The sequence below is a fragment of the Delftia sp. SD018 genome (assembly GCF_017355445.1).
GTDB classification, from domain to species: domain Bacteria; phylum Pseudomonadota; class Gammaproteobacteria; order Burkholderiales; family Burkholderiaceae_C; genus Comamonas; species Comamonas acidovorans.
The window spans coordinates 13869-40537 of record NZ_JADDRN010000040.1 but is presented as its reverse complement, the minus strand read 5'-3'; the positions used below and the strand labels follow the sequence as shown (position 1 = coordinate 40537).

Genomic DNA, 26669 nt, shown 5'->3' with positions numbered 1-26669 from the left:
TGACTCTGTTCACTACGCCTGTGATTTATCTGACGTTTGAGGGGTGGGCGCAGAGGTGGCGGGATCGTCGGGGTGCTTCTTCGGAGCAGGCCCATGCTTGAGCTTGATCTGCGCTTTTGGCTGGCGCCGCTGGCCGGGGCTCGGCCCGGCGGCCGACCTACTTTCTTGTCGCGCGACAAGAAAGTAGGCAAAGAAGCGCGCCCCACTGCCCGCGACCCCTTCGCTTCGCTGCGGGGCCACCTGCGTCGTGGCGTTTGCGGGGGCACAAGGGAAGTTTGCTCGGGCCATCGCTTCGCTCGGCCTGGGTTTTTTGGGGCTGGATCATGAGCCAGCTTTCCAATCTCTCGGCGCCGTTCATCTTCCGGCCCATTGCCACCATGCTGATGACTATCGGCCTGGCGCTGGCGGGGGCGGTGTCGTATTTCCTGCTGCCGGTGGCGCCGCTGCCGCAGGTGGACTATCCGACGATTTCGGTGTCGGCCAGCCTGCCCGGTGCAAGCCCCGACACGATGGCGGCGACGGTGGCGACGCCGCTGGAGCGGGCGCTGGGGGCGATTGCGGGGGTCAATGAGATCACGTCCAGCTCCAGCCTGGGCAGTACGCGCATCACGCTGCAGTTCGATCTGTCGCGCACGGTGGACAGCGCGGCGCGCGATGTGCAGGCTGCCATCAATGCGGCGCGCACGCTGCTGCCTTCGGGCATGCCGGGCAATCCTACGTATCGCAAGGTGAATCCGGCCGATGCGCCGATCATGATCCTGGCGCTCACGTCCAGCGCGCTGACGCGCGGGCAGATGTATGACGCGGCGTCCACCGTGCTGGCGCAGAAGCTGTCGCAGGTGGAGGGCGTGGGCCAGGCGTCCATCAGCGGGGGGGCGCTGCCGGCCGTGCGCGTGGAGCTGGACCCGGTGAAGCTGGCGGCCAATGGCGTGTCGCTGGACCAGGTGCGTACCGCCATTTCGGCCACGAATGCCAACCGGCCGCTGGGCGCGGTGGAGCGCGAGGACCATTACTGGCAGGTGACCGCCAATGACCAGGCGCGCGTGGCGGCCGACTATGCGCCGCTGGTGCTGCGCTGGAGCAATGGCAATGCGATCCGGCTGCAGGACGTGGCCGATGTCACGGATTCGGTGCAGGACGTTCGCAACTACGGCGTGGCCAATGGCAAGCCCGCCATCCTGCTGCAGATCTTCAAGCAGCCGGACGCCAACATCCTGGAGGCCGTGGCGCGCGTGCGCTCTTTGCTGCCGCAGCTCAAGGCGTCCATCCCTGAGGCCATCGATCTGACCATCGTGTCCGACCGCACGCCCACGCTGCGTGCCTCGGTGGTGGAGGTGGAGCGGGCTCTGTTGATCGCCGTGGCGCTGGTGATCCTGGTGGTGTTCCTGTTCCTGCGCAATGGCCGGGCCACGCTGATTCCGGCCGTGGCCGTGCCGGTGTCGCTGGCAGGCACGTTCGGCGTGATGTACCTGGCTGGCTATACGCTGGACAACCTGTCGCTGATGGCGCTGACCGTGGCCACGGGCTTTGTGGTGGACGATGCCATCGTGGTGCTGGAGAACGTGATGCGCCACATGGAGCGCGGCAAGACCGCGCTGCGCGCGGCGCTGGACGGGGCGCGCGAGATCGGGTTCACCGTGGTGTCCATGAGCCTGTCGCTGATCGCGGTGTTCGTGCCCATCCTGTTCATGGGCGGCATCGTGGGGCGGTTTTTCCGCGAGTTCGCGGTGGTGATGTCGGCGGCGATTCTGATCTCGATGGTGGTGTCGCTGACCACCACGCCCATGATGTGCGCGGCGCTGCTGCGCCCGCAGCGTGTCGCTCAGCCGGGCCGGCCGCGCAACGGCCTGCAGCGCGCCTGGGACCGCTTCGGCGCCTGGGTGGGCCGGGCCGAGCGGCGGGCCATGTCCGGCTACCGCGCAAGCCTGGCCTGGTGCCTGCGCCACCAGCCGCTGGTGCTGCTGGTGCTGGCCGGCGTGGTGGCGCTGAACGTGCACCTGTACATGGCCATCGACAAGGGTTTCATGCCCAGCCAGGACACGGGCCGCGTGATGGGCTTCATCCGGGCCGACCAGTCCACCTCCTACCAGGCCATGGAGCAGCGGCTCAAGCGCTTCCTGTCCATCGTGCAGGAAGACCCGGCCGTGGAGTACGTGACGGGCTTCACGGGCGGCGGCCAGCGCAATGCGGCCAACATGTTCATGTCGCTCAAGCCGCTGGCCGAGCGCAAGGTGTCTTCCGACGAGGTGATCAACCGCCTGCGCGACAAGCTCAAGAACGAGCCCGGCGCGAGGCTGTTCATGGTCACGCAAAGCGATATCCGCATCGGCGGGCGGCAAAGCTCGGGCTCGTATGACTACACGCTGCAGGCCGACGATATCCAGGACCTGCGCACCTGGGAGCCGCGCATCCGCCAGGTGCTTTCGCAACTGCCCCAGCTCACGGACGTGAACAGCGATGTGTCCGACTTCGGCCTGCAGACCTCGCTGGTGATCGACCGCGACGCGGCCACGCGGCTGGGGCTGACGGTGTCGCAGATCGACGGCACGCTCAACAACGCCTTCGGCCAGCGCCAGGTGGGCGTGATCTACAACCCGCTCAACCAATACCGCGTGGTGATGGAGGCCGCGCCCCGCTACCTGCAAAGCCCAGAGACGCTGCGCGGCTTCTTCTTCGTGAACAACCAGGGCGTGCAGGTGCCGCTGACCTCGTTTGCGCGCATCACCACCACCAACACGCCGCTGGCCGTGAACCACGACCGGGGCACGCCGGCCAGCACCATCAGCTTCAGCCTGGCCGAGGGCGTGGCGCTGTCGGACGCCAGTGATGCCATCCGCGCGGCCGTGGCCGATCTGGGCGTGCCCGTGTCGGTGCGCGGCAGCTTCAGCGGCACGGCCGGGGCCTTCCAGCAGGCGCTGTCCGGGCAGCCGCTGCTGATCCTGGCGGCCATCATCACCATCTACCTGGTGCTGGGCGTGCTCTATGAGAGCCTGGTGCATCCGCTGACCATCCTGTCCACGCTGCCCTCGGCCGGCGTGGGCGCGCTGATGGCGCTGATGCTGTTCAAGACGGAGTTCTCGCTGATCGCGCTGATCGGGGTGATATTGCTGATCGGCATCGTCAAGAAGAACGCCATCATGATGATCGACTTCGCGCTGGAGCGGCAGCGCGCCGGCCATGCCACGGCCGCCCAGGCCATCTACCGTGCCTGCGAGCTGCGGCTGCGCCCCATCCTCATGACCAGCCTGGCGGCCATCTGCGGCGCGCTGCCGCTGGCCCTGGGCCGGGGCGATGGCGCCGAGCTGCGCCAGCCGCTGGGCATTGCCATCGTGGGCGGCCTGATGCTGAGCCAGCTGCTCACGCTCTACACCACGCCCGTGGTCTATGTGCTGCTGGACAGGCTGCGCCAGCGTGTCATGGGCCTGCGTGGCCGCGTGCAGGGCAAGGACCGTGGCACCCCTTTGCCCGCCGCATCACCCCAGTGAACCGAATCCGAAAGCCCAAGGCCATGCAGCTGAAGACACTCCAAACCCCGGCGATCTGGCTGGCCGCCGCGCTGCTGGCCGGCTGCTCCACGCAGAGCGCCTACCAGCGCCCCGCACTCGAGGTGCCGGCCCAGTTCAAGGAAGCCACGCCCGAGGCGGCCGAGGCCGGCATCTGGCGGCCCGCAGATCCGTCGCGCGCGCAAGTGCTGCCCGACAACTGGTGGGAGCTGTTCGGCGACGAGCAGCTCAACCGCCTGCAGCAGCAGGCCGCCACCGGCAACCAGAGCATTGCCCAGGCCGCCGCGCGCCTGCGTGCCGCGCAGGCGGCCGTGGCCAGCAGCCAGGCCGGGCTGTTCCCCACGCTGGGCAGCACGGCCGGCGCCACGCGCTCGCGCAGCGGCGGGGCCTCCGGTGCATCAGGCACGGGCGGCAACACCGGCAGTAGCGGCAGTAGCGGCAACATCTCGACCAACTACTCGCTGGGCCTGAACGCCAGCTGGGAACTGGACCTGTGGGGCCGCGTTTCGGGCACGGTCAGCGCCAGCCAGGCCAGCGCCCAGGCCAGCAGCGACGATCTGGCCGCCGCGCGCCTGTCGGCCCAGGCATCGATCACGCAGACCTATTTCTCGCTGCGCGCGGCCGATGCCAGCGTGCGGCTGCTGCAGGAAACGCTGCAGGGCTACGAGCAAAGCCTGAAGCTCACCAACAACCGCTACCGCGCGGGCGTGGCCTCGTCGGCCGACGTGGCCCAGGCCGAGGCGCAGTACAAAAGCACCCAGGCCCAGCTCATCGAGGCACAGACCAGCCGCGCCCAGCTGGAGCACGCCCTGGCCGCGCTGCTGGGCCTGCCGCCGGCCGCCTTCAGCCTGGAGGCCGGCGCCGAACTGCCGCCGCCGCCCGAGGTGCCGGCCATGCTCTCGTCCCAACTGCTGGAGCAGCGCCCCGACATTGCAGCGGCCGAGCGCCGCGTGGCCGCCGCCAACGCCCAGGTAGGCGTGGCGCGCGCGGCCTTCTTCCCGGCGCTCACGCTGTCGGCCACGGCCGGCTACCGGGGTGCATCGCTGTCCAACCTGGTGAGTGCGCCCAACCTGTTCTGGTCGCTGGGCCCGTCGCTGGCGCTGGCGCTGTTCGACGGCGGCGCGCGCACGGCGGCCGTGGAGTCGGCGCGTGCCTCGCTGGACCTGGCTGCTGCCACCTACCGCCAGACCGTGCTGACGGCGCTGCAGGAAGTGGAGGACAACCTGGTCACCGCATCCGCCCTGGCGCGCGAGCAGCAAGTGCAGATCGAGGCCGTGGCCGCGGCGCAGAAGGCGCTGGATGTCGTCAACAACCAGTACCGCGCGGGCACGGTGGCCTATCTGAATGTGCTCAGCGCCCAGACCACGGTGCTGTCGGCGCGGCGCAGCCTGATCGATGTGCGCAACCGGCGGCTGGCCGCCGTCAACACCTTGCTCAAGAACGTGGCCGGGCGCTGGGAGCCGCTGGGGCCGGTGTCCGCGCAGGGGCCGCAGGCTGTCGCGCGCTGATGTTCAGTCCTGCAGCTCGAAGGCCTGGCGCAATGCTTCGCCGAAGGCCGCGCTGCCGCTGATCGACAGGTTCACCGTGGTGCGGCCATCCCCGGCCGCCACGGATTGCAGGCGCGCCGTGGCTGCGTCAAAGCGCCAGGCCAGCGGCTTGCTGCCGTCGTCCTGGGCCTGCAGCTCGTAGTCCCAGTCGCCGCCTTCCTCGATGGGGCCGCGCCGGCCCTTGAAGCGGCGGTGCGCCCAGGCCAGCAATTGCTCCACCTCGGCCGCCAGCGCCGGTACGCGCGTGGCGGGCACGCTGGCCATGGCGTCCCAGCAGCCCGTGCCTTCGTCGTCTTCGCTGTAGTCGAAATCCAGGTAGTCGAGGGTCATGGTGGGTCCGCCTGCGTGATGGGAAAAGAGAAAGCCCGGCATTGTGCCGCGTGCACAATCGCCCGCATCGCAGAACCGGAAAGACATTCAGATGGACACCGCACAGCAAACGATGGCGCCGCCGATGGTGAGCGCGCAGTCCCTGCGCTTCGGGCAGCCGGGCCTGCTGCTGTGGGATGCCGCCTCGCACGACTGGCCCGTGGGCCTGTGCCTGGTGCGCGGCGGCGAGGGCTGCGGCAAGACCAGCCTGCTGCAAATGCTGGCCGGCCAGTTGCCCTTGCAGGCCGGGCGCCTGGTGTATCCACAGCAGCCGGACCCCTCGCAGCGCCCCGCGCTGTTCTGGCGCGACCCGCGCGCCGAACTGTCCAATGCCGAGCGCGCCCGGCCCGCGCAGGAATGGGTGCAGGCACAGCGGCAGTTGCACCCGGCCTGGAGCGAGGCGGCATGGCAGGCCCATGCCGACGGCCTGGGCCTGGAGCCCCACCTGCACAAGGCCCTGCTGGCCCTGTCCACGGGCAGCCTGCGCAAGCTGTGGATGGCGGCGGGCTGGGCCAGCGGCGTGCCGCTGCTGCTGATCGACGAGCCACTGGCCGCGCTGGACCGGGGATCGATCGACCATGTGCAGCGCACGCTGGCGGGGCTGAACCATGCGGGCCAGCAATCGGCCCCCGTGGCTGGGCATGGCCCCCGCTGCGTGATCGTCGCCCACTGGGACGAGATGCAGGGCGTGGCCTGGGACGACGTGCTGGACCTGCCCGATCAGCCGCCGCTGCGCTGACCGGAGCCGGCGTCTACATCGCCACCTACATCGCCTTGAACCGCTGCGCGTAGAGGCGGCTGACGGCCAGTTTTTCCGCTCGCTCGCGCAGCTGCAGCCACAGTCGGCCGGCCTCGTCGCGCTGGGCACTGGCAATGGCGGCTGCGCGCACCACCGTGCCGCGGTGCACCTGCCAGAATTCCTCGGCGTCCAGCCGGGGCAGCAGTTCCTTGAGCGGCGTGCGCACCAGGTATTCATGCGAGGCCGTGAGCACGCGCACGTACTTGTCGGCCGCCTCGAAGTAGACGACGTCGTGCACGGGCACCATCTGGATCTGCGTGCCCACGCCGGCCTGGATCATCTGCAGCGGCGGCTCGGTAGCGGTGGCGGCGGGGGCCGTGGCCCCGGCCAGATGCCGCAATTGCTCCAGCGCCTGCGCCAGCGCAGCGCCGGCCGGGGCCGCCGTGCGCTGGGCCAGCAGCTCGCGCAGGCGCTGCACGCTGCGCGCCAGCCGCTCGGGCTGCACGGGCTTGAGCAGGTAGTCCACGGCCTGGGCCTCGAAGGCGTCCATGGCGTACTGGTCATAGGCGGTCACGAAGACCAGGATGGGAAACGGCTGCGCCTCTGGCCAGGCGTCGGCCAGTTCGGCGGCGGCCTCCAGGCCGCTTTGGCCCGGCATGCGGATGTCGAAGAACAGCACATCAGGCTGCAGCGCCAGCGCCTGCCGGGCGGCACTCAGGCCGTCGCCCACCATGGCGGCGATCTGCAACTCGGGCCAGGCGCGGGCCAGGGCCTGGCGCAGGTCCTCGGCCAGCAGGGGTTCGTCTTCGGCGATCAGGGCGCGGGCGGAGTAGGTCATTTCAGTCTTCTATTTCACTTGCGCATTGCCGACAGCGTATGAAACTGGCGCGGCCCAACTCAGGGACACCGAGGAAGGGCCGCCCCGCACCGAGGGTGTCGTCCCCCCCGCGAAGCGAGAGGGGGAAGGCGCGAAGCGACTCAGGGGGTGCATTTGAGGGTGATGCGGGCGAGCGTGCCGCCTTCGGGCAGGGCGGCCAGTTCGAAGTGCGCGGCGTCGCCATAGCGGCTGGCCAGGCGCTCGCGCAGCTGGGCCGTGCCGAAGCGGCTGCCGGGCAGGGCGGGCGCTCCGGTGTCCAGGCCCATGCCGTTGTCGGCCACGGTCAGCTCCAGCTGGCCGCCGGCGGTGCGGCGCGCGCGCACGGCGATATGCCCGCCTTCCAGCTTGGGCTCCAGTCCGTGGCGTATGCAGTTTTCCACCAGGGGCTGCAGCAGCAGCGGCGGCACGGGCACCTGGGCCAGGTCCTCGGGCAGGTCCAGCGTGTACTGCAGGCGCGGGCCCATGCGGATGGACATCAGCGCCAGGTAGTCGCGCAGGCGTGCGAACTCTTCGCCCAGCGCATGCTCGGTGCTGCGCGAGCCGCCCAGCGTGGCGCGCAGGTAGGCGATCAGATGGTCCAACATGGCCTGGGCGCGCTGCGGGTCGCTGGCCACCAGCACGCGCAGGTTGGCCAGGGTGTTGAACAGCATGTGCGGCTCCAGCTGGGCCTGCAGCAGGGTGAGTTTGGCCTCGGCCGCCTGGCGGCGGGCCTGCTCGGCCTGCATCTGCAGGTGGCGCGAGTAGCCCAGCAGGAAGAAGGCCAGCGACATCACCGTGCTGGCGACGATGGTGACGGCCAGCGGTATCCACAGCCGGTGCATCAGGGCCGTGCTGGCGTCGGGATCGGCCCACTGCCTGTAGGCCGTGCCGATCAGCGATCCGATCACGAACCCCGTCACGATGCCGGCCACCACCAGCGCGGCGCCGCGCCAGCCGCCGGGCCAGGGAATGTCCTGGCCCCGCGTCAGGCGCCAGCGGCCCAGTTCGATGGTGAGCCAACTGGTCAGGCCGATCGACAGCGAGTAGATGAGGTTCACGTCCCAGCGGCCATGGTTGCTCAGGCTGAATGCGGCGGCAATCAGGGCGCAGGCCGAGGTCGTTGCGATGCCGTGGCGCAGCAGCGTGGTCCGTTCCACGATGTGGCCAGGGGCGGCCGGCTGGCGTGTGGCGTTGGATGCGGGGTCGGGCATGGAGAGCAATGGTAGTCCCATGGCGTCGCTCAGCGGGCGCGGCCCTGGCGTGACTGCAGCGCCTGCCGCTCGCGCTCCACCATGCGCCCGTGCCAGCCGTTGCCCGGCAGGGCCAGCCAGACCACGGCGCCGTGGATGGCCAGCCCCAGGCCCCAGCCCAGGGCCGGGAAGATGGCCCAGTGCCTGCCCTGGGACAGCGACAGCGCCGCCAGCCCGAGGTTGACCAGCACATAGACGCTGGCGTGGATCATCCAGCCCATCTTGGCGCCTGCGCGGCGGCGCGCCATGCGCTCCAGGGCATCGTCGTCGTGGCGGGCAGAGGGATCGAGGGGATCAAGGGTGCGCATGGGAAGTTCTCCGTCAGGGGGAAGGAAAGCGGCTTCAGGCCAGGCCCAGCTGCTGCCACAGCAGGTCGCCCAGGTAGCGGCCGGGCAGCAGGGTGAACAGGCCCGCCACGACGCAGGCGCCGATGTAGACGCTGCGCATGATCTTGCGGTGGCCGGCGATGTTGCCGTGGTACAGGTGCCAGAACGAGCGGCCCAGTCCGGCAAAGGTCAGCGGCACCAGCAGGTGGACGGGCGTGTAGCCGGCCCAGTTGGGCAGGCGGTAGTCGCGGATGAAGCAGGCGGACACCGCCGCGCAGACCATGAGCGTGACGAAGGCGTAGCCGGCCGCGCGGTGCAGGCGGGGATGGACGGCGGCCTGGCGGCGTGCCAGCAAGGCGATGGCACCCGTGGCCGTGGCGGCGAGGGCGGCACTCATGTGGATGGCGATCAGCGGTGTCATTTGCATGGCGGTGTCCTGGCGTGCGGCCCGGTTCTGCGGGCCTGTATGGGACAGGACTGTCGCTGCCGGGCGCCGCCGGGGCCAGCGCCATGCGACGGACGGGCGCGGGCAGGGTGCCAGATGCATCGGGGCGCCGCGAGCTGCAGGCATCTCCGTGGTCGTTGGAAGATTGCGGCTATGGGGAGTGCGCACAAACTATTGCGAAGGGCCTTTGAATTCAATCACTTGGAGGATTGCTTCGATGCAACAGATTGAGAAAATTCATAGCAGCGCCCTAACGTGGTTGGTAAGCTAACGGATTCTGTAAATCATTCTCAGTATCATCCTCATGCCCTCCATCCGCCCGATTTCCCTGGCCGTTCTCTGCCTGTGCAGCCAGCAGGCCCTGATTGCCCAGACCCGGGGTGGCGACCCCGTGCTGGAGGCCGTGACGGTGGAGGCCAGTGCCGACGCATCGGCCCAGGGCCTGTCCAAGCCCTTCGCAGGCGGCCAGGTGGCCACGGGCGCGCGCAACGGCGTGCTGGGCACGCTGGACTGGAAGAATTCCTCCTTCTCCACCACCAGCTACACGCAGCAGCTGATCGAAGACACCCAGTCCAAGAGCGTGGGCGATGTGCTGCTCAACGACCCGGGCGTGCGCCAGGCGCGCGGCTTCGGCAACTTCCAGGAGCTGTATGTGCTGCGCGGCTTCCCGGTGTACTCGGACGACATCGCCTACAACGGCCTGTACGGCCTGCTGCCGCGCCAGTACATCGCCTCGGAGTTCTTCGAGCGCGTGGAGGTGCTGCGCGGCGCCAATGCCTTCCTCAATGGCGCGGCACCGGGCGGCAGCGGCATTGGCGGCACCATCAGCCTGCTGCCCAAGCGCGCCGGCAACGATGCGCTGACGCGCGTGGGCGCCGGCATACAGACGGGCGGCCAGGCCTTTGTCTCCACCGACATCTCGCGCCGCTTCGGCCCTGACCAGAGCACCGGCATCCGCCTGAACGCCGTGCGCCGCGACGGCGGCACGGGCGTGGATGGCGAAGACCGCTCGCTCTCCGCCCTGGGCGTGGGCCTGGACTGGCGCAGCCGCAACGTGCGCCTGTCGGGCGACGTGGGCTACCAGCGCAACAGCTACAACGGCGGCCGCCCCAGCGTGACGCCCGGCAACTTCATCCCGGCCGTGCCCGACAACAAGACCAACTACGGCCAGAACTGGTCGTACTCCACCGAGCGCGACCTGTTCGCCACGCTGCGCGCCGAATGGGACATCAACGACACCACCACGGCCTGGGCAGCAGGCGGCCTGCGCCGCGGCAAGGAAGACAACTCCCTGAGCGGCGTGACCGTGAGCAATGCGGCCGGCGACACCACGGGCACGCGCTTCGACAACAAGCGCAAGGACAGCGTGGGCACGGGCGAGGTCGGCATCCGCACGCGCCTGGCCACGGGCAGCGTGGGCCATGAGCTGGTGGCCACGGCCAGCACCTACTCGGCCACCGAGCGCAATGCCTGGGGCATGGGCTTTGGCGTGGTCAACAACATCTACAACCCCTGGAGCAGCGCACGCCCGGCGATGACGCTGTTCGGCGGCAATCTGGCCGATCCCACGCGTGCCGGCGAAACCCAACTCAACAGCTTTGCCATCGGCGACACGCTGACGATGCTGGACGAGCGTCTGCGCCTGACCGTGGGCGTGCGCCGCCAGAGCATCGAGCAAAGCAGCTACGACTACAACACGGGCGCGCAGACCGACAACTACAAGAAGTCGGCCACCACGCCCATGCTGGGCCTGGTGTTCAAGACCAGCGAGAACACCTCGGTCTACGCCAACTACATCGAAGGCCTGACCAAGGGCGCCGTGGCGCCGCAGACGGCCAACGACCTGCCCGTGTCCAACGGCGGCCAGGTGTTCGCGCCCTACAAGTCGCGCCAGAAGGAAATCGGCTTCAAGTGGCAGGGCCAGCAGCTGGGCGCCACGGTGGCGCTGTACACCACGGACATGCCTTCGGCCTATGTGGCCAACCAGGTCTTCGGCCAGTACGGCAAGCAGCGCAACAGCGGCCTGGAGGCCACGGTCTTCGGCGAACCCGTCAAGGGCCTGCGCGTGCTGGGCGGCGTGACCTTCAGCGAAGCCAAGATCCGCGAAGCCGCCGATGCCACCACCATCGGCAACTACGCCATCGGCGTGCCCAAGCGCCTGCTCAACCTGGGCGTGGACTGGGATGTGCCCGGCGTCTCGGGCCTGGCCCTCAATGCGCGCGTGATGCACACCTCCAGCCAGTACGCCAACGGCGCCAACACGCTGAAGGTGGCCTCCTGGACGCGCACCGACATCGGCGCGCGTTATCTCATGGACATCGGCAACAACCGCCTGCTGACCCTGCGCGCGCGCATCGACAACCTGTTCGACAAGGGCTACTGGTCGTCCGTGGGCGGCTACCCGGGCGCCAACTACCTGGTGCAGTCCATGCCGCGCACCTTCTCGCTGAGCGCATCGGTGGACTTCTGAGCCGGAGCGATCTGAAGCATGCGCGCGTTGTGGACGGTGGTGCACCGCTGGATAGGCCTGGTGCTGGCCGGTTTCCTCACCATGGCCGGCCTCACCGGGGCCGTGCTGTCCTGGGACCATGAAATCGATGAATGGCTCAACGCCGACATGCTGGAGACCCCGGCACGCGGCCCGCTGAAGACCCCGCTGGAGCTGGCCGCCGCCGTGCAGGCCAGCGAGCCGCGCGCCGAGATCAGCTACATGACCCTGGGCCTGGTCGAGGGCGAAGCCGCCATGTTCATGGTGCGCCCCCGGCCCGACCCGGCCACGGGCCAGGCGCCTGCGCTGGGCTATGACACGGTCTTCGTCGATCCCGTCAGCGGCCACATCACTGGCCAGCGCAACGGGCGCAGCTTCGCGCTCAGCCAGCGCAACCTCATGCCCTGGCTGCGCCACCTGCACGAAAGCCTGCTGGCCCCGCGCTTTTGGGGCACGGACCGCTGGGGCTACTGGTTCATGGGCAGCCTGGCCCTGCTGTGGGTGGCCGACAGCTTTGTCGCGCTGCTGCTGACCTTTCCCGTCAAGCTCAGGAAAAGCGCCCCGCGCCTGACGGCGGCCGTGGGATCGTGGTGGCGGCGCTGGCTGCCCTCATGGCGCGTGCGCTGGGGCGGCGGCGCCTACAAGCTCAACTTCGACCTGCACCGCGCGGGCGGCCTGTGGGTCTGGGCCGTCATCGTCATCGTGGCCTTCACCTCGTTCTCGCTGAACCTGTACCGCGAAGTCTTCTACCCGGTGATGAGCACCGTCTCCACCACCACGCCCGGCCCCTACGAAACCCTCAAGCCCGCGCCCCAGGGCACGCTCCTCGTGCCCCAGGTCTCGTTCGCCCAGGCCATCTCCATCGCCCAGAGCGAAGCCAAGCGCCTGGGCTTCGCCCAGCCCGCAGGCGGCATCTGGTGGGGCGGCGACTTCCCGTTCTACAACATCTCCTTCTTCGACCCGCACGACGAAACCGGCGCCATGGGCATGGGCCTGTCCAACATCTACGTCAGCTCGGACAACGGCGAAGTCCTGGGCACCTACCGCCCCTGGCACGGCACCGCCGCCGACGTCTTCGTCCAGCTGCAGCTGCCCCTGCACAGCGGCCGCATCCTCGGCACCCCCGGCCGCGTGCTCATGTCCTTCGTCGGCGTGCTCGTCGCCGTCCTGTCGATGACCGGCGTCATCATCTGGTGGCGCAAGCGAAGAGCTAGGAAGATGACCCCCTGAGCGGCTGCGCCGCTTCCCCCTTCTCGCTTCGCGGAGGGGGACGCAGCCCTCACTGCGGGGCGGCCCTTGCTCGGCTGCCCGCGCTTGAGCCCTGCGAGTTTGAACGGCTGTCGGTAGTGCACGGCTCCATTGATAGCCAAATCAGAAAACTATCCGCCTAAACAGCAAAGCCACCGAAAACGGTGGCTTTTTGCAATGCTTGACGGGCTCAAGGCCATCCCGACTGGCGCGCCCTAAAGCGAGGGACACCGAGGAAGGGCCGCCCCGCACCGAGGGTGTCGTCCCCCTCCGCGAAGCGAGAAGGGGGAAGCGGCGCAGCCGCTCAGGGGGTCAATCCTTCTTCAAGCATTCGCTCATGAACGCCTTGCGCTCATCACCCTTCTTGCCCGTGGCGTCCACGTTGCAGGTCTTCATGCGTTCCTGCTGGCGCTTCTTGCCGTCGGACAGGCAGGACTTCATGAACTCCTTGCGTTCATCGCCTTTCTTGCCGGTGGCTTCGGTGTTGCAGGTGCCCATCAGCTTTTGCTGGGCCGTGGGAGCCTTGTCCCCTGCGGCCATGCCCATGCTGCAGGCCAGGGAGACAACTGCCAGAACAACGATTTTTTTCATGATGGAATGGTTTTGAAGGCGCGCTGAAGTCCAGCGCACCCACATTGCAGCACAGTGCCGGGCGCGCAGCAACGTCGCGGGCCGCGCGTTGTAAAAGTTTGCGATTGCCGCTGACAGGCGGGCAGGCGGACACCGGCAGGCCATGGCCAGCGCAGATAATGGCCCACTTTTGCATTGCGACAGGACGCTTGCCGTGGACATTCTTTTGCTGGTCAAGGCCGCCATCATGGGCATCGTGGAAGGGCTGACGGAGTTCCTTCCCATCTCTTCCACCGGGCACCTCATCCTTGCAGGCTCGCTGCTGGGCTTCGACGATGCCAAGGCCAAGGTCTTCGACATCGCCATCCAGACCGGCGCCATCTTCGCCGTGGTGCTGGTGTACTGGCAGAAGATCCGCTCCACCGTGGTCGACCTGCCCACCAGCCGCCAGGCGCAAAGGCTCACGTTGAACGTCATCATCGGCTTCCTGCCGGCCGTGGTGCTGGCGCTGATCTTCGGCAAGTTCATCAAGGCGCACCTGTTCACGCCCACCGTGGTGGCCACCACCTTCATCCTGGGCGGTTTTGTCATCCTGTGGGCCGAGCGCCGGCCGGCATCGGCCATGCGCGTGCAGACCGTGGATGAGATGACGCCGCTCGATGCCCTCAAGGTCGGTCTGGTGCAGTGCCTGGCCATGATTCCCGGCACCAGCCGCAGCGGCGCCACCATCATCGGCGGCATGCTGATGGGCCTGTCGCGCAAGGCAGCGACCGACTTTTCGTTCTTCCTGGCCATTCCCACCCTGATCGGCGCCGGCGTCTACAGCCTCTACAAGGAGCGCGCCCTGCTGTCGGCGGCCGACATCCCCATGTTCGCCGTGGGCCTGGTGTTCTCCTTCATCAGCGCCTGGCTGTGCGTGCGCTGGCTGCTGCGCTACATCTCCACCAACAGCTTCGTACCGTTTGCCTGGTACCGCATCGCCTTCGGCATCATCGTGCTGGTGACGGCCTTCACCGGGGTCGTGAGCTGGAGCGAGGTTTGACCCAGGCTTGGGCGAAGGACCCCAGGCATTCCTCAGGCACCAACGCAGAAGGCCACCGCAAGGTGGCCTTTTCACATTCGGGGCGCCCGGTTCAGCCCTCGGGGCCGAGCAGGTTCAGCAGAGATGCCTCGATGGCGGCGGCCGTGGCGTGGGGCCGCTCCATGGGAAACAGGTGGCTGCCGTCCAGCATCATCACGCGCCCGCGCGTGATGCGGCGCGTGAGGTCCATGCCCACCTGGCGCATCTCCACCGAGGCACGCCCGCCGATGAAGGCCGCCGGGCAGCGCAGCGGATGGTGGTGCAGCAGCGAGGCCAGGTTGTGCGGCAAGGTGTTGTAGATGGCGGTCTCCACCTCGCGCGTGAAGTGCAGCGTGCGCCGGCCGTCCACATCGGACAGGCCGCCCTGCACATAGTCCTGGAGCACCTGCGGGTGCCATTGCGCAAACACCTTCTTGGCGCGGAAATAGGTCATGGCCTCGTCATCGCTGTCCCAGGCATTGCGGCGGCGGGCGCTGATCTTGCCCGGCGAGACCGAGCCCACCAGCTGCGTGCGCTTGGCCACGCCCACGGCATTGGCGCGCCAGCCGCTGAGCAGGGGCGAGTCGATCAGCAGCACGCCACGCGCCAGTTCGGGGTGGCGTGCAGCCGTCATCACGCTCAGGAAACCGCCCAGCGAATGCCCGACCAGAAAGACCGGACCGCCCACGCGCTCCACCTCGGCGCGCGTGAACTCGGCCAGTTGCTCGACCAGATGCGGCCAGTTGTTGGTGACGGGAAAGCGCGGGTCATGGCCGAAGCGCTCCACGCCCTGCGCCGCGATGCCGCGCTCGGCCAGCAGCGAGAACAGCAGCCGGTAGGTGGGCAGCGCAAAGCTGTTGGCATGCGAGAAGACCACGGGCAGCGGTGCCGACCCCGTGCCCGCATCGCTGTCGGCCCGCAGCGCGGGCCGGGCCGCGTTCACGGCTGGGGCTCCTGGCCGGTTCGGTCCGGAGCATCCGGCATGCCTTGCTGGTGGCCGGAGGGTTGCCCGGCGTCCGGCCGCATGGGCGATGCCGGGCCTGGCTGCAGGGGCGTCATGGGCGAGGTGGCCAGCCCGTCGGCCGTGGAGGTGCCCAGGCCTGCACCCGTGCCGCTGTGATAGGGCTGGCGCAGCGCCGCAGGCGGCAGCCGGCCCATGGTGCGCGCGTTGGCGCGCAGGGCGCCGGCCGGCGCGGTGACCTTGGTCAGCGGCTGGGCCTGGCGGCTGTGCACGCGAATGGGCACTGCGGAATCGCCGCCATCCCAGGCCGGGTCCTCGATGCTGTCGAAGACATGGCGCAGGCGCTCGCCCCAGCTGTCGTGCAGCATGCGGAAATACGGATTGCTCTCGTCGATGCTGACGATCTTGTCGGAGGCAAAGCGGTCCTTCTCGTACACGATCAGGTCCAGCGGCAGGCCCACCGAGAGGTTGGACTTGAGCGTGCTGTCCATGGACACCAGGGCGCACTTGGCGGCCTCGTCCAGCGGCGTGCGCGGCGTGATCACGCGGTCCAGCACGGGCTTGCCGTACTTGGACTCGCCGATCTGGAAGTAGGGCGTCTCGCTCGTGGCCTCGATGAAGTTGCCTGCCGAGTAGACCTGGAACAGCCGCATGTTCTCGCCCTGGATCTGGCCGCCCAGCACCAGCGAGATATTGAAGTCCACGCCCGACCGGGACAGCGCCACGCCGTCGCGCTCGAACACATGGCGCACGGCCGCGCCCAGCACGCGGGCTGCGTCGAACATGCTGCGCACGTTCCAGATGGTCAGCATGTCGCCCGTGGCCTCGTCGCGCAGCTGCTGGCTCTCCAGCAGCTCGCGCACCGATTGGGTGATGGACAGGTTGCCGGCCGACAGCAGCACCATGAAGCGGTCGCCGGGGTTCTCGTAGACCATGAGCTTGCGGAACGAGCTGATCTGGTCCAGGCCGGCATTGGTGCGCGAGTCGGCCAGGAAAACCAGGCCGGCGTTGAGCTTGATGGCAACGCAATAAGTCATGGGAACATCCGAAACTGCGGGATCGACAAGTTTAGTGCGAGGCGATTGACCGCGTTCAGGCGGCGATCTTCTTGAGCTGGTAAAGGGCTTCCAGCGCCTCGCGCGGGCTCAGCGCGTCGGGGTTGATGGCGGCCAGGGCCTGGGCCAGCGGGTCGTGGCGGCTTTCGGGCTCGGGCATGTCGGGCGCATCGAACAGGTCCACCTGCAGGCGGCCCTCGTCGGCATGGGCCTCCAGTGCCTCCAGCGCATGGCGCGCGTGGTGCAGCACGCCGGCCGGCATGCCGGCCAGCTTGGCCACCTGGATACCGTAGCTGCGGCTGGCCGGGCCGGGCTGGATCTCGTGCAGGAAGACGATGTCCTGGCCCGACTCCGCCGCGCTCACATGCATGTTCACGGCTGCGCGTGCCTTGGCCGGCAGCTCGGTCAGCTCGAAGTAGTGCGTGGCAAACAGCGTGAAGGCGCGCGTCCTGTCGTGCAGCTGGGTGGCGATGCCGCTGGCCAGCGCCAGGCCGTCGAAGGTGCTGGTGCCCCGGCCGATCTCGTCCATCAGCACCAGGCTGTGCGGCGTGGCCGAGTGCAGGATCTGCGCGGCCTCGGTCATCTCCATCATGAAGGTGGACTGGGCATTGGCCAGGTCGTCGGCCGCGCCGATGCGCGTGTGGATGGCGTCGATGGGCCCCAGCCGGCAGCTGGACGCCGGCACATGCGAGCCCATGCTGGCCAGCAGCACGATCAGCGCCACCTGGCGCATATAGGTCGACTTGCCGCCCATGTTGGGGCCGGTGATGACCTGCATGCGCGTGTTGGCGTTCATGCGCGTGTGGTTGGCGATGAAGCTGCCGCTGGAGGTCTCGGCCATGCGGGCCTCCACCACGGGGTGGCGGCCGGCCTCGATCTCGATGCAGGGATGGTTCACGAACTCGGGCGCGCACCAGTTCAGCGTCAGCGAGCGCTCGGCCAGCGTGCACAGCACGTCGATGGCCGCAATGGCGCCGGCCACGCGCGTGAGCGCCGGCACATGGGGCTGCAGCTGGTCCAGCAGCTGCTCGTAGAGGAATTTCTCGCGCTGCAGCGCGCGCTCCTGCGCGGACAGGGCCTTGTCCTCGAAGGCCTTGAGCTCGGGCGTGATGTAGCGCTCGGCGTTCTTCAGCGTCTGGCGGCGGCGGTAGCGCTCGGGCACCGCGTCCTTGTAGCTGTTGGTGATCTCTATATAGAAGCCGTGCACCTTGTTGAACTGCACGCGCAGGTTGGGAATGCCGGTCAGCAGCTTTTCCTTGGCCTCCAGCTCCAGCAGGAAGTCATCGCAGTTGTTCTGGATGGCGCGCAGCTCGTCCAGTTCGGCGTCGTAGCCCGTGGCGAACACGCCGCCGTCGCGCACCAGGGCGGCCGGCTCTTCCATGATGGCGCGCACCAGCAGCTCGGCGCAGCCCTCGGGCGGCTGCAGGTCGGCAAACAGCTGGGTCAGGTGGGCCGAAGGCGTCTGCCCGGCCTGGGCCAGCACGGCGGCCTTGTGCAGCGTGCGGCCCAGTCCCACCAGCTCGCGCGGGCGCACCTGGCGCAGCGCGGTGCGCGCGGTGATGCGCTCCACATCGCTCACGCCCTTGAGCTGCTCGCGCAACTGCTGCCAGGGCGCGGCCATGCCGCCTGCGCTGGCGCCCTGCAGCGCCCGCGTGGCCTCCAGCCGCGCCATGGCCTGCGTGCGGTCGCGGCGCGGCTCCAGCAGCCAGGCCTTGAGCAGGCGGCTGCCCATGCCCGTCATGCAGGTGTCCAGCAGAGAGAACAATGTGGGCGAATCCTCGCCGCGCAGCGTCTTGACCAGCTCCAGGTTGCGGCGCGTGGCCAGCGGCAGCGCAATCAGCTCATCGTCGCGCTGCACCTGCAGAGCGTGGATGTGCGACAGGCTGCGGCCCTGCGTGTGCTCGGCATACGACAGCAGGGCGGCGCTGGCGCCATGGGCCAGCGGCAGATCCTCGGCCTCCCAGGCCTTGAGGCTGGCCGCGCCCAGCAGCTCCAGCAGCTTGCGCTCGCCCAGGCCGCCGTCGAACTGCCAGTCGGGCCGGGGCGACAGCGGGCAGGCAATGGAGCCGCCATGGCGCAGCGCGAACAGGCTCTGCTCGAAACGCTCGGTCACGCCTGCGCTGTAGATCAGCTCGCTGGGCGCAATGCGTGAAATCCAGGCGCCCAGCTCGTCGTGGGAGCATTCGGCCAGGTGGATGCGCCCCTGCGTCACCGCCATCCAGGCCAGGCCGCAGCGCTGGCGCCCGGCCGTGTGCAGGGACAGCAAGATCGCCTCGCTCTTGTCCGACAGCAGCTCACTGTCGGTCAGCGTGCCCGGCGTCACCACGCGCACCACCTTGCGCTCCACCGGGCCCTTGGCGGCGCCCACCTCGCCCACCTGCTCGCAGATCGCCACCGACTCGCCCAGCTTGATCAGCCGGCCCAGGTAGTTCTCCAGCGCATGGAAGGGCACGCCAGCCATAGGAATCGGCTGCCCCGCCGTCTGCCCGCGCGTGGTCAGCGTGATATCCAGCAGCCGCGCCACCTTCTCCGCATCCCCGAAGAACAGCTCGTAGAAATCCCCCATGCGGTAGAAAACCAGCGTGTCGGGGTAGTTGATCTTGATGCCCAGGTACTGCTGCATCATGGGCGTGTGCGCCGACAGATCAGGGGCCGGAGAGGGCTGTGTGCTTTGCGAGAGGTCGCTCATTGGCTTGGGAATCAACAGGTTGCGGCGGCGCGAAGGCGCCGGGCAAGGCCTGCCTGGGAGGCGCGGGGCCGCAGGAAGGCGCAAATGTTCTTGTGTCGTGCTGCCCGCCTTGGGCCGTATCCATCGTGTGGGGCGTGGTGGCGGACAAAGGTCACATTATTGACTACCCGAGGTTGGACGCCGCGCCAAGGGGGCGAAGATCGCGGCACACAAATGCGCAGCGCTCAATCCAAGGGACCATTTCCGCCATGCGTCGTCACAGGGCTCCTTCTGGCAACTGCTTGGCTCCTTGGTACAGGGCGTACTGCGCATCCGCCAGGGTGATCACTTCGTCCCCGGTGAGATGGCTCATCAGAACACTGTTGAGTTTCGCGATGCGTGCGCCATAGCAGCGAATCAGCGAGGCGATCTGAATCTGCTCCGGTTCCGTGATCTGATCTCCCAGCGCTGTCACGGCGTGGGCTGCTGCCTCGATGTCGAACGAGCAAAGAATGAGCAACTCACTGGCCCGGTGGCCGCTTCCAAGCAACGGCGATGCCGCTGTGACTGGTGATGCTGTATCTGCCTGGCTGCCGAATGTATTGATACCGTTGCCAGTCGCCTTGGCTGCAGCAAAGCTGGCCAGGAAGCGTAGGTCGTCCAAGGAGTGGGGAAGCTCGTTGTAGGCCCCGAACAGCCTGTCTGCGAATTCAAAGGCGTGTTCCAGCAGTCCATGAACAAAGGCAGCTTCACCTGCTGCACTGAGCCGGTTCTCTCGGAATGTGTCGCGAGCGAACTCCAGTTCCGAGCTGATGAGGGCGAGCAGTGAAAGCAGATCCACCCTCACCGGCTCATTTGGACTGGTTGCCGGGCAGCAACCGGGAGCAGGAAGCTGGTTGAGCGCTGCAAATGCCCGGCTGAGGTGCGAGCAGGAGTAGCGCTCCTGTGCTCCGTCGTACAGGATGCTTTTCACCGTGTGCTTGAGCACTCCCGCAGCGCACAGGACTGCTTGGTGGACATCGACAAGAGAATTTCGGGCCATGTTGTTTCTGGCTGGGGTGGGCTTGCCTGCAGAGGCTGATGGGTCATTCCTTGCCATGGTTCTCCTCCATTGCCGGGTGCTGTGTGAAGGGGGCTGCACGGATTGCGCGAAGCCCTATACCTGCTCACTGCTTGATGTTTGGCTTCAAAATGAAGTCAATTTTGAATGTATTTTGACTTCATTTTGGTGTCAATGCTATTTTGAAGCCGACCCATAGAATTTGTGCCATGGCACAAGACGACTACATCCGCACCGCACTGCGCGTGCCACCTGAGCTGCACCAGGCCCTACACGAGGCGGCGGACAGGACCAGCAAGAGCTTCAATGCCGAAATCAACGAGCGCCTGCAGAGGACCTTCGATGACGAGCGCTTGGCCGCCCAGCGCTTGGCAGCTGAAGCCGGCCTCATGGGCCTCCAAGCCATGCTTGCGATTCATTTGAAGGAGTTCTTCGAACTCCTGCCCGTGGAGGAACAAGGTAAGCCCGTCAACAAGGCAGTACGGGATGTGGCACAGGCGATCAGCCAGAGCTCTGCGAAGGAGATCGAAGATGCTCTGGGTCACTATGTCCGCATGGAGGATGAGGAACCCATCAGCCGCATGGCGAGCGCGATTGCGCGTCATCGGGTGGGTTCGCGGGAGCAGGGCGAGCCTATGGTGGACGGGTCTGGCGTAAAGCGGGTGAAGCGCAACACCAGATCCTGAGGGGGAGCCCGCTGGCCGGAGTTTGCAGGCAGAAGTTAGGTAGCTGTGCCGCTTAGGTGAGCCTGACATCCAACAGGAGATGGACGGTTTGCCTCAATACGGGGGGACCGTGCAGTCAGCCATCCTCAACGAGGCGGCCACCCTGCTTCGCAGGCGCTATTACAAAAGGGAGATTTTCCATGGCCCAGCAACAGTATCCGGTCGAAGTTCAATCGGATTTCTTGGAGAAGATCACTCGCGCGAAGCCGGTGCAGGCTTTGGCGGAACTCATTTGGAATGGCTTGGACGCCGATGCCGGCCGAGTTTCCGTCTCGTTTGAGCACAACGAGATGGGCACCTTGTCGGAAGTCATCATTCGCGACGATGGCAATGGCATTCCGAGGGCGAGCGCTCCTGAGTTTTTTCGACGCCTCGGCGGCTCATGGAAGAAGCCGGGAGGCTCCACCGAGACCGGAAGGTTCTTGCACGGCCAAGAGGGCAGGGGCCGCTTCAAGGCGTTCGCCATTGGGACCCGAGCCGAATGGGCCGTCGCATACAAGCGCGACGGGAAGCTCTGGAAGTATTCGATCACGATGTCGGCCAACGACATCCGCCATGTGAACATCTCCGACGAGATCGAAGTCGCCAAGCCGACCGATGCCGGCGTCACGCTGACGATCTCCGATCCGCACAAGGACTTCCGCTCCTTTGTGAGCGACTCGGGCATCCATGTCTTGGCCGAAGTCTTCGCCCTCTATCTGGCCGACTATCCCGATGTCAACGTGACCATCGGCGGCAGGCGCATCGACCCGGCCCTGATGATCGCCAGCAGGAAGGCCTTCAACCTCGCCGACATCGAATCAGGCGGCAAGGCGCATCCCGTCCGGCTTGAGATCGTCGAATGGAAGGGGCTGTCCAACCGGGCTCTGTTCCTCTGCAACGAGAAACGCTTTCCTCTCGTGCAGGTCGATCGCCGATTCCACATTGGCGACTTCCAATTCACCGCGTATCTTGAATCCACGTATCTGACGGTGGCGCAGAAAGATGGGACCGTGGACCTCGCGGAGATGCAGACGCCGGTCGTGGCTGCGATCGACGAGGCCCAGAAGACGATCAAGGACTACTTCCGGCAGCGCTCCGCGATAGAGGCCCGCAGCTACGTCGAGGAATGGAAGACCGAGAAGGTGTATCCCTTCGATGGCGATCCGGCCACGCGCGTGGAGGAGGTCGAGCGGCAAGTGTTCGAGATCGTGGCCGTCAGCGTCGCCAAGAACCTGCCCGAGTTCGCCAGCTCCGCCCAGCAAAACAAGTCTTTCCAGCTTCGCATGCTCAGGCAGGCGATCGAAAAAAGCCCCGAGGAGCTGCAGGTCATCTTGAACGAAGTCCTGCGGCTGCCCAAGCGCCAGCAGGAGGAGCTCGCCGAGCTGCTGCGCGACGTGTCGCTGTCTTCGATCATCAGTTCCGCCAAGATTGTGGCGGATCGTTTGAAGTTCCTGACCGGCATCGAGGCGGTGCTGTTCGATACCGCGCCTAAGAAGAGGCTGCGCGAGCGAACCCAATTGCACCGCATCGTCGCCCAAAACTGCTGGATGTTCGGCGAGGACTTCATGCTGTCTGTCGATGACCAGTCGCTGACGGAAGTCCTACGGTCGCACAAGAAAATCCTCGGGGAGGATATCGTCATCGACGCCCCGGTCAAGCATGTCTCGCAGGAGCGTGGCATCGTGGATTTGATGCTGTCCCGATCCACGCGGCGGCACAACTCGGACTCGATCACCCACTTGGTGGTCGAGCTCAAGGCGCCCAAGGTCAAGGTCAACACCGATGAGATATCGCAGATCGAGGGCTACGCCGCATCGGTCATGGATGACCAGCGGTTCCGCAACGTCAAGGTGTCATGGGTGTTCTGGGTCATCAGCGACGATGTCGGCCCGCACGCGAAATTCCGCATGACCGACGAGTCCGGGCTGATCCACAAGAAGGACAACGTCTGCATCTACGTGAAGACTTGGGGCCAGGTCTTGGCGGAGAACCGGAGCCGCATGAAATTCTTCCAAGAGCGGCTCGAATACCAAGCCGACAAGGGCGCCTCCCTCAAGCATCTGCAGGAGCATTACGCCAAATACTTGGAAGGCGTCTTCGATGCTGAGCCGGTTCCGGCCAGTGGAGAGGAAGTCGCGGCGGCCAAATGAGCAGGCCGCCTCCTTGCGGTCGCCTGCAAGCGTCGATTCGCTGGCGGTTATTGGGTAAAGTTTGAGGATGGTGTTCGTGGCGGCGCTGCTCCAGAGCAACGCGTGGAACTGGGAATGTTTCCCATCTCCTGCAGATGCTAGGATGCATGAAATTTCAATGAAGAATCCAGCCATCATGGGTGTCGTCCGTACTTCTGCTGAACCCTTGCGGGGAGGTGCTGCACTCCTGGCGGAAGAGCTGCGCCCTGGTGGCGTGTACCGACGCGAAGACCTGGCACCGCTTTCCACGGCGGTAGACCGGCATCTGAGTGAGCTGGTGGCTGGCGGAAGATTGAAGAAGTTGGCGCAAGGGCTGTATCACGCACCCAAGCAGTCCGATTTCGGGCCGCTGCCACCTGCTGACGATCAAGTGGTCCAGAGCTTTCTGCGGGACAGCGATTTCCTGTTGTTTTCGCCTTCCGCCTTCAATGCGGTGGGTGTCGGTACCACGCAGCTGTACAACAGCACCTGGGTTTACAACCGCAAGCGGCACGGCATCTTTCGGTTGGGCAATCGTGATTTCGACTTTCGGGTAAAGCCCCGTTTTCCGAAGAAACTCAGCCCCGAGTTCCTGTTCGTGGACTTGCTCAACAACCTGGATGAGCTGGCTGAAGATGGGGAACTGGTTCTTGGGCAGGCGCGCAAAAAGATGCCGTCCTTTGATGCCGAGCGCCTGCGTCAGGCGATTGAGCGCTATGCCAACGCGGCTACCCGAAAAATCTTGAGGGAGTGGAGCGGTGGCTGATTTTCTTCACGAGCGCAGGGATTTCGACCAACTCCTCTCGTTGGTGGCCGACGAACGTGGCCTAGCTCCTGTGCTGGTGGAAAAAGACTACTGGATCATGCATTGCCTCTGGGGTCTTCAGGCCCAGGGGCTGCGGTTCGAGCTGAAGGGCGGCACATCGCTGTCCAAGGGCTTCGGTGTCATCCATCGTTTTTCCGAAGACATCGATATCCGCATCGACCCGCCGCAAGGAATGGACGTCAAGACAGGCCGCAATCACGACAAGCCCGCTCACGTCGAATCACGGCGAGCCTATTACGACGCGCTTGCGCAAACCATCTGCATTCCCGGGGTGGTCGAAGTTCAGCGGGATCGCCTGTTTGACGATGACAAGATGCGCAGCGCCGGGATCCGGTTGATCTACACGCCAAGAACGGCGGCGCTTGCGGGGATCAAGGACGGCATCCTGTTGGAATTGGGATTCGATGACACGGCACCCAATCGCGCAGTGACCATCTCTTCGTGGGCCTTGGAGGCTGCCATGGAGCGCGATATCCCGCTGCGGGACAACCGTGCGGTGAATGTGCCTTGCTATGCACCGACGCACACTTTCGTCGAAAAATTGCAGACCATCTCCACCAAGTACCGCAGGCTGGATGCAAGCCGGGCATTTCCTGCCAACTTCCTGCGGCATTACTACGATGTGTATTGCCTCCTGGGCATGGAGGAAGTGCAGTGCTTCATCGGAACACCGGCCTATCAGCAACGCAAGATCGAGCGGTTCCGTTCCGGAGATGAGCTGGCCATCTCCCTCAACCCGGCATTTGTGCTGGCCGATGCTGCTCAATGCGACCGTTTTGCGCAGGAGTACCGCAAGACACGGGCCTTGTATTACCAAGGACAGCCGGATTTCGACCTTCTTCTGGCCCGCATCCGCGAGCACATCCATGTGCTGTGATGGGCACAGGACTCCTTGATGAAAAAGGACTCAATAGTCCTCATGGGCTTGCATAGGAATGGCCCGCCTGCCTGACGGGCAAGTCTCCGTGTTCCCTAAGTCCGCAGCCCCGCCACCACCCACTCCTGCGGAAACTCCATCCCATCATCCTTGGCAATCTTCCTGAGGATATGCAGGCAGGCGCTTTGCAGGTCCTGCACCACGGCCTGCCGGGCGGCGGGGCCATCCCTTTGCTCCAGCGCATGGATCAGCCGGATGTGGGGATGTTCGGTCGCGCGGGCGTAGGTGCCCCGGTAGAGGTAGCGCACGGACGGGCCGCACTTGAGCCACAGCAGGCCGATGAGGCTGGCCAGCACGGGCTGCTGCGCCGCTTCGATGATGGAGAAGTGGAAGCGCTCGTTGGCGATCAGCGTGGCGTCGTCGTCCACGGCAATGGATTTTTCCAGGTCCTGGTGCAGCCGGGTGAGGGTGTCGATGAAGCCCTGGCCCGGATGGCGGCTGGCGGCGGCTGCGGCGGCGCGGCCTTCCAGTTCGATGCGCAGGGCGATGATTTCCACGTACTGCTCCACGCTGAGCACGGGCACTGTGGCCACGCCGCGGTCGTCCAGGTCCAGGGCGCCTTCGGAGGCCAGGCGCTGTATGGCATCGCGCACGGGCGTGGGGCTGATGCCGAACTCTTCGGCCAGGCTGCGGTAGACGAGGCGCTGCGCGGGTTGCAGCTGGCCTCTCACGATGGCGTCACGGATCTGCAGATAGGTTTTTTCGGCAAGGGTCTGATTGGTTCGGATCTGTGAAAAAACGCTGGACATCGGGCCTCCGCAACTGCTTGGGCGCAATGGTACCTCCCGGGGGATGGTGGGGTGACCGTCACATCCGAGCGTGCCTGGTCCACGGGCTAACCCCATGTTTGGTGTTTGATGCATCAAGTATCATGCATCAAAATCCAGGGAGGAGACATGCCCGTATCACCATCGAACCGCCGTCAATGGCTTGCCATGGGCACGGCCCTTATCAGCCTTTCTTGCGCGGCGTCCGCTGCATCCACCACCTATCCATCCAAGCCGCTGCGAATCCTGGTGCCCTATGCCGCAGGCGGGGCCTCGGACAACATCGCGCGCCAGATTGCGGCGGCCATCACGGGGCAGACCGGACAGGCCGTAGTGGTGGACAACCGGCCCGGCGGCTCGGGCGTGATCGCCGTGCAGGCCCTGCAGGCCGCACCCGCCGATGGCCATACCTTCGCGGTCTTCGATCCCTCGGTGGCGTCGATGAACCCGTTCCTCTTCAGGAAGCTGGCCTATGACCCGGAGCTCGCACTGGTGCCGGTCACCGTGTTGGCGCGCAATCCGATCGCGCTGGTGGCCTTGCCTTCGTTTCCCGCAGGCAGTGTCCGGGAGCTGGTGGCCCATGCCAGGTCGCATGGCGACCTGAGCTATGCCTCCACCGGCAATGGCAACGGCACCAACCTCGCCATGGAGATGTTCCTGGCCGGCAGCGCCATCCAGATGGTGCACGTGCCCTACAAGGGTAGTGCGCCGGCCATGCAGGCCCTGTTGGCGGGGCAGGTGCCGGTCTTCATGTCCGACCTGCCCACCGTCGTGCCCTATGCCCGGTCGGGCAAGGTCCGGGTTATCGCCGTCACGGGAGACCGGCGCTCGCCGCATCTGCCCGATGTGCCGACCTTCGCCGAGGCGGGCGCGCGCGGGGTGGAGATCGCCAACCATTTCAGCGCCTTCGTCGCTGGCGGCACGCCGCCCGCCGTGGTGGAGCAGCTCAACGTCGTGCTGCACAAGGCCCTGGCGGATCCCCGGTTGCAGAAGAATTTCTCGGAAATGGCGCTGGAGGTTTCGCCGTCCACCCCGCAGCAATTGCAGGCCATGGTCAGGGACGATTCCGAAAAATACGGTGCCGTGATCAGGCGCCTGAACCTGAGCATCGATTGATGC

Annotated in this window: 22 protein-coding genes; 11 read left to right on the top strand and 11 right to left on the bottom strand. The window is 66.4% G+C overall.

Translation table 11 applies throughout. The annotated features are described in order from the left end of the window. The first annotated feature begins 323 nt into the window (after nt 1-323). Nucleotides 324-3485: a multidrug efflux RND transporter permease subunit gene (locus INR38_RS26365; protein ID WP_207444320.1), complete on the top strand. Its 3162-nt coding sequence runs from the start codon at nt 324-326 to the stop codon at nt 3483-3485. Nucleotides 3486-3508: 23 nt separating this feature from the next. Then, the gene (locus tag INR38_RS26360; protein ID WP_207444321.1) at nt 3509-5011 is read left to right on the top strand and encodes an efflux transporter outer membrane subunit; all 1503 of its coding nucleotides are present in this window, start codon (nt 3509-3511) and stop codon (nt 5009-5011) included. A 3-nt stretch (nt 5012-5014) separates the two neighbouring features. Here INR38_RS26360 and INR38_RS26355 read toward each other — a convergent pair whose 3' ends face one another. Beyond that, the gene (locus INR38_RS26355) at nt 5015-5380 is read right to left on the bottom strand and encodes a hypothetical protein (protein WP_065347487.1); all 366 of its coding nucleotides are present in this window, start codon (nt 5378-5380) and stop codon (nt 5015-5017) included. Nucleotides 5381-5471: 91 nt separating this feature from the next. Here INR38_RS26355 and INR38_RS26350 point away from each other — a divergent pair, with 91 nt between their 5' ends. Beyond that, nucleotides 5472-6158, top strand: a complete 687-nt coding sequence (locus INR38_RS26350) for an ATP-binding cassette domain-containing protein (RefSeq protein WP_242699203.1) — start codon at nt 5472-5474, stop codon at nt 6156-6158. Between the two features lie 25 nt (nt 6159-6183). Here the strand turns inward: INR38_RS26350 and INR38_RS26345 are convergent, their stop codons facing one another. The 4 genes from INR38_RS26345 to INR38_RS26330 all read right to left on the bottom strand — a co-directional run bounded on the left by INR38_RS26345 (nt 6184) and on the right by INR38_RS26330 (nt 9017). Further along, nucleotides 6184-6996: a LytTR family DNA-binding domain-containing protein gene (locus INR38_RS26345; RefSeq protein ID WP_123692446.1), complete on the bottom strand. Its 813-nt coding sequence runs from the start codon at nt 6994-6996 to the stop codon at nt 6184-6186. A 140-nt stretch (nt 6997-7136) separates the two neighbouring features. Continuing rightward, nucleotides 7137-8225, bottom strand: coding sequence for a histidine kinase (locus INR38_RS26340; RefSeq protein WP_207444339.1), 1089 nt, complete (start codon nt 8223-8225; stop codon nt 7137-7139). A gap of 29 nt (nt 8226-8254) precedes the next feature. Further along, entirely contained in the window at nt 8255-8572 is a 318-nt protein-coding gene (locus tag INR38_RS26335) for a 2TM domain-containing protein (RefSeq protein ID WP_207444323.1), read from the bottom strand. Between the two features lie 34 nt (nt 8573-8606). Then, a complete protein-coding gene (locus INR38_RS26330; protein ID WP_097203067.1) occupies nt 8607-9017 on the bottom strand; it encodes a DUF2306 domain-containing protein in 411 nt (136 codons plus the stop codon). Between the two features lie 322 nt (nt 9018-9339). Here INR38_RS26330 and INR38_RS26325 point away from each other — a divergent pair, with 322 nt between their 5' ends. Together INR38_RS26325 and INR38_RS26320 are read left to right on the top strand one after the other, a co-directional pair. Next, nucleotides 9340-11505: a TonB-dependent receptor gene (locus INR38_RS26325; RefSeq protein ID WP_207444324.1), complete on the top strand. Its 2166-nt coding sequence runs from the start codon at nt 9340-9342 to the stop codon at nt 11503-11505. A gap of 18 nt (nt 11506-11523) precedes the next feature. Continuing rightward, a complete protein-coding gene (locus INR38_RS26320; RefSeq protein WP_207444325.1) occupies nt 11524-12753 on the top strand; it encodes a PepSY-associated TM helix domain-containing protein in 1230 nt (409 codons plus the stop codon). Nucleotides 12754-13083: 330 nt separating this feature from the next. Here INR38_RS26320 and INR38_RS26315 read toward each other — a convergent pair whose 3' ends face one another. Beyond that, nucleotides 13084-13362 carry a PsiF family protein gene (locus tag INR38_RS26315; RefSeq protein WP_043781210.1) on the bottom strand — a complete coding sequence of 93 codons (279 nt, stop codon included), beginning with the start codon at nt 13360-13362 and terminating at the stop codon, nt 13084-13086. A gap of 193 nt (nt 13363-13555) precedes the next feature. Here INR38_RS26315 and INR38_RS26310 point away from each other — a divergent pair, with 193 nt between their 5' ends. Then, entirely contained in the window at nt 13556-14383 is an 828-nt protein-coding gene (locus INR38_RS26310; protein ID WP_013803592.1) for an undecaprenyl-diphosphate phosphatase, read from the top strand. A gap of 91 nt (nt 14384-14474) precedes the next feature. On the opposite strand, the gene INR38_RS26305 is transcribed toward INR38_RS26310, so the two are convergent. The 4 genes from INR38_RS26305 to INR38_RS26290 all read right to left on the bottom strand — a co-directional run bounded on the left by INR38_RS26305 (nt 14475) and on the right by INR38_RS26290 (nt 20184). After that, on the bottom strand, nt 14475-15344 hold the full coding sequence (locus INR38_RS26305; RefSeq protein WP_207444326.1) for an alpha/beta hydrolase: 870 nt from the start codon (nt 15342-15344) through the stop codon (nt 14475-14477). Further along, nucleotides 15341-16399: a proteasome-type protease gene (locus INR38_RS26300; RefSeq protein WP_043824518.1), complete on the bottom strand. Its 1059-nt coding sequence runs from the start codon at nt 16397-16399 to the stop codon at nt 15341-15343. The genes INR38_RS26305 and INR38_RS26300 overlap by 4 nt, the downstream gene beginning before the upstream one ends. A 55-nt stretch (nt 16400-16454) precedes the next feature. Beyond that, nucleotides 16455-19043 carry a DNA mismatch repair protein MutS gene (gene mutS / locus INR38_RS26295; protein WP_043824531.1) on the bottom strand — a complete coding sequence of 863 codons (2589 nt, stop codon included), beginning with the start codon at nt 19041-19043 and terminating at the stop codon, nt 16455-16457. A 319-nt stretch (nt 19044-19362) separates the two neighbouring features. Further along, on the bottom strand, nt 19363-20184 hold the full coding sequence (locus INR38_RS26290) for a hypothetical protein (protein WP_242699202.1): 822 nt from the start codon (nt 20182-20184) through the stop codon (nt 19363-19365). A 170-nt stretch (nt 20185-20354) separates the two neighbouring features. Between INR38_RS26290 and INR38_RS26285 the strand changes: the two genes are divergently transcribed. The 4 genes from INR38_RS26285 (at nt 20355) to INR38_RS26270 (ending at nt 24723) form a co-directional block, all read left to right on the top strand. Continuing rightward, a complete protein-coding gene (locus INR38_RS26285) occupies nt 20355-20831 on the top strand; it encodes a toxin-antitoxin system HicB family antitoxin (protein WP_207444327.1) in 477 nt (158 codons plus the stop codon). Between the two features lie 179 nt (nt 20832-21010). After that, on the top strand, nt 21011-23002 hold the full coding sequence (locus INR38_RS26280) for an ATP-binding protein (protein WP_207444328.1): 1992 nt from the start codon (nt 21011-21013) through the stop codon (nt 23000-23002). Between the two features lie 157 nt (nt 23003-23159). After that, on the top strand, nt 23160-23786 hold the full coding sequence (locus INR38_RS26275; protein ID WP_242699201.1) for a hypothetical protein: 627 nt from the start codon (nt 23160-23162) through the stop codon (nt 23784-23786). Further along, nucleotides 23779-24723 (top strand): nucleotidyl transferase AbiEii/AbiGii toxin family protein, encoded by a 945-nt coding sequence (locus tag INR38_RS26270; protein ID WP_207444329.1) that lies wholly within the window; start codon nt 23779-23781, stop codon nt 24721-24723. The genes INR38_RS26275 and INR38_RS26270 overlap by 8 nt, the downstream gene beginning before the upstream one ends. A gap of 95 nt (nt 24724-24818) precedes the next feature. On the opposite strand, the gene INR38_RS26265 is transcribed toward INR38_RS26270, so the two are convergent. After that, nucleotides 24819-25532, bottom strand: coding sequence for a GntR family transcriptional regulator (locus tag INR38_RS26265; protein WP_207444330.1), 714 nt, complete (start codon nt 25530-25532; stop codon nt 24819-24821). A gap of 147 nt (nt 25533-25679) precedes the next feature. Between INR38_RS26265 and INR38_RS26260 the strand changes: the two genes are divergently transcribed. Continuing rightward, nucleotides 25680-26666, top strand: coding sequence for a tripartite tricarboxylate transporter substrate binding protein (locus INR38_RS26260; RefSeq protein ID WP_207444331.1), 987 nt, complete (start codon nt 25680-25682; stop codon nt 26664-26666). Nucleotides 26667-26669: the final 3 nt, after the last annotated feature.

What these genes read in the sequence shown, in the direction of transcription:
- INR38_RS26290 (WP_242699202.1), bottom strand. Translation starts at nt 20,184, where the DNA reads ATGGCAAGGAATGACCCATCAGCCTCTGCAGGCAAGCCCACCCCAGCC.
- INR38_RS26365 (WP_207444320.1), top strand. Translation starts at nt 324, where the DNA reads ATGAGCCAGCTTTCCAATCTCTCGGCGCCGTTCATCTTCCGGCCCATT.
- INR38_RS26340 (WP_207444339.1), bottom strand. Translation starts at nt 8,225, where the DNA reads ATGCCCGACCCCGCATCCAACGCCACACGCCAGCCGGCCGCCCCTGGC.
- INR38_RS26330 (WP_097203067.1), bottom strand. Translation starts at nt 9,017, where the DNA reads ATGCAAATGACACCGCTGATCGCCATCCACATGAGTGCCGCCCTCGCC.
- INR38_RS26345 (WP_123692446.1), bottom strand. Translation starts at nt 6,996, where the DNA reads ATGACCTACTCCGCCCGCGCCCTGATCGCCGAAGACGAACCCCTGCTG.
- INR38_RS26300 (WP_043824518.1), bottom strand. Translation starts at nt 16,399, where the DNA reads ATGACTTATTGCGTTGCCATCAAGCTCAACGCCGGCCTGGTTTTCCTG.
- INR38_RS26265 (WP_207444330.1), bottom strand. Translation starts at nt 25,532, where the DNA reads ATGTCCAGCGTTTTTTCACAGATCCGAACCAATCAGACCCTTGCCGAA.
- INR38_RS26350 (WP_242699203.1), top strand. Translation starts at nt 5,472, where the DNA reads ATGGACACCGCACAGCAAACGATGGCGCCGCCGATGGTGAGCGCGCAG.
- INR38_RS26260 (WP_207444331.1), top strand. Translation starts at nt 25,680, where the DNA reads ATGCCCGTATCACCATCGAACCGCCGTCAATGGCTTGCCATGGGCACG.
- INR38_RS26275 (WP_242699201.1), top strand. Translation starts at nt 23,160, where the DNA reads ATGAAGAATCCAGCCATCATGGGTGTCGTCCGTACTTCTGCTGAACCC.
- INR38_RS26360 (WP_207444321.1), top strand. Translation starts at nt 3,509, where the DNA reads ATGCAGCTGAAGACACTCCAAACCCCGGCGATCTGGCTGGCCGCCGCG.
- INR38_RS26320 (WP_207444325.1), top strand. Translation starts at nt 11,524, where the DNA reads ATGCGCGCGTTGTGGACGGTGGTGCACCGCTGGATAGGCCTGGTGCTG.
- INR38_RS26280 (WP_207444328.1), top strand. Translation starts at nt 21,011, where the DNA reads ATGGCCCAGCAACAGTATCCGGTCGAAGTTCAATCGGATTTCTTGGAG.
- INR38_RS26285 (WP_207444327.1), top strand. Translation starts at nt 20,355, where the DNA reads ATGGCACAAGACGACTACATCCGCACCGCACTGCGCGTGCCACCTGAG.
- INR38_RS26325 (WP_207444324.1), top strand. Translation starts at nt 9,340, where the DNA reads ATGCCCTCCATCCGCCCGATTTCCCTGGCCGTTCTCTGCCTGTGCAGC.
- mutS (WP_043824531.1), bottom strand. Translation starts at nt 19,043, where the DNA reads ATGATGCAGCAGTACCTGGGCATCAAGATCAACTACCCCGACACGCTG.
- INR38_RS26355 (WP_065347487.1), bottom strand. Translation starts at nt 5,380, where the DNA reads ATGACCCTCGACTACCTGGATTTCGACTACAGCGAAGACGACGAAGGC.
- INR38_RS26315 (WP_043781210.1), bottom strand. Translation starts at nt 13,362, where the DNA reads ATGAAAAAAATCGTTGTTCTGGCAGTTGTCTCCCTGGCCTGCAGCATG.
- INR38_RS26335 (WP_207444323.1), bottom strand. Translation starts at nt 8,572, where the DNA reads ATGCGCACCCTTGATCCCCTCGATCCCTCTGCCCGCCACGACGACGAT.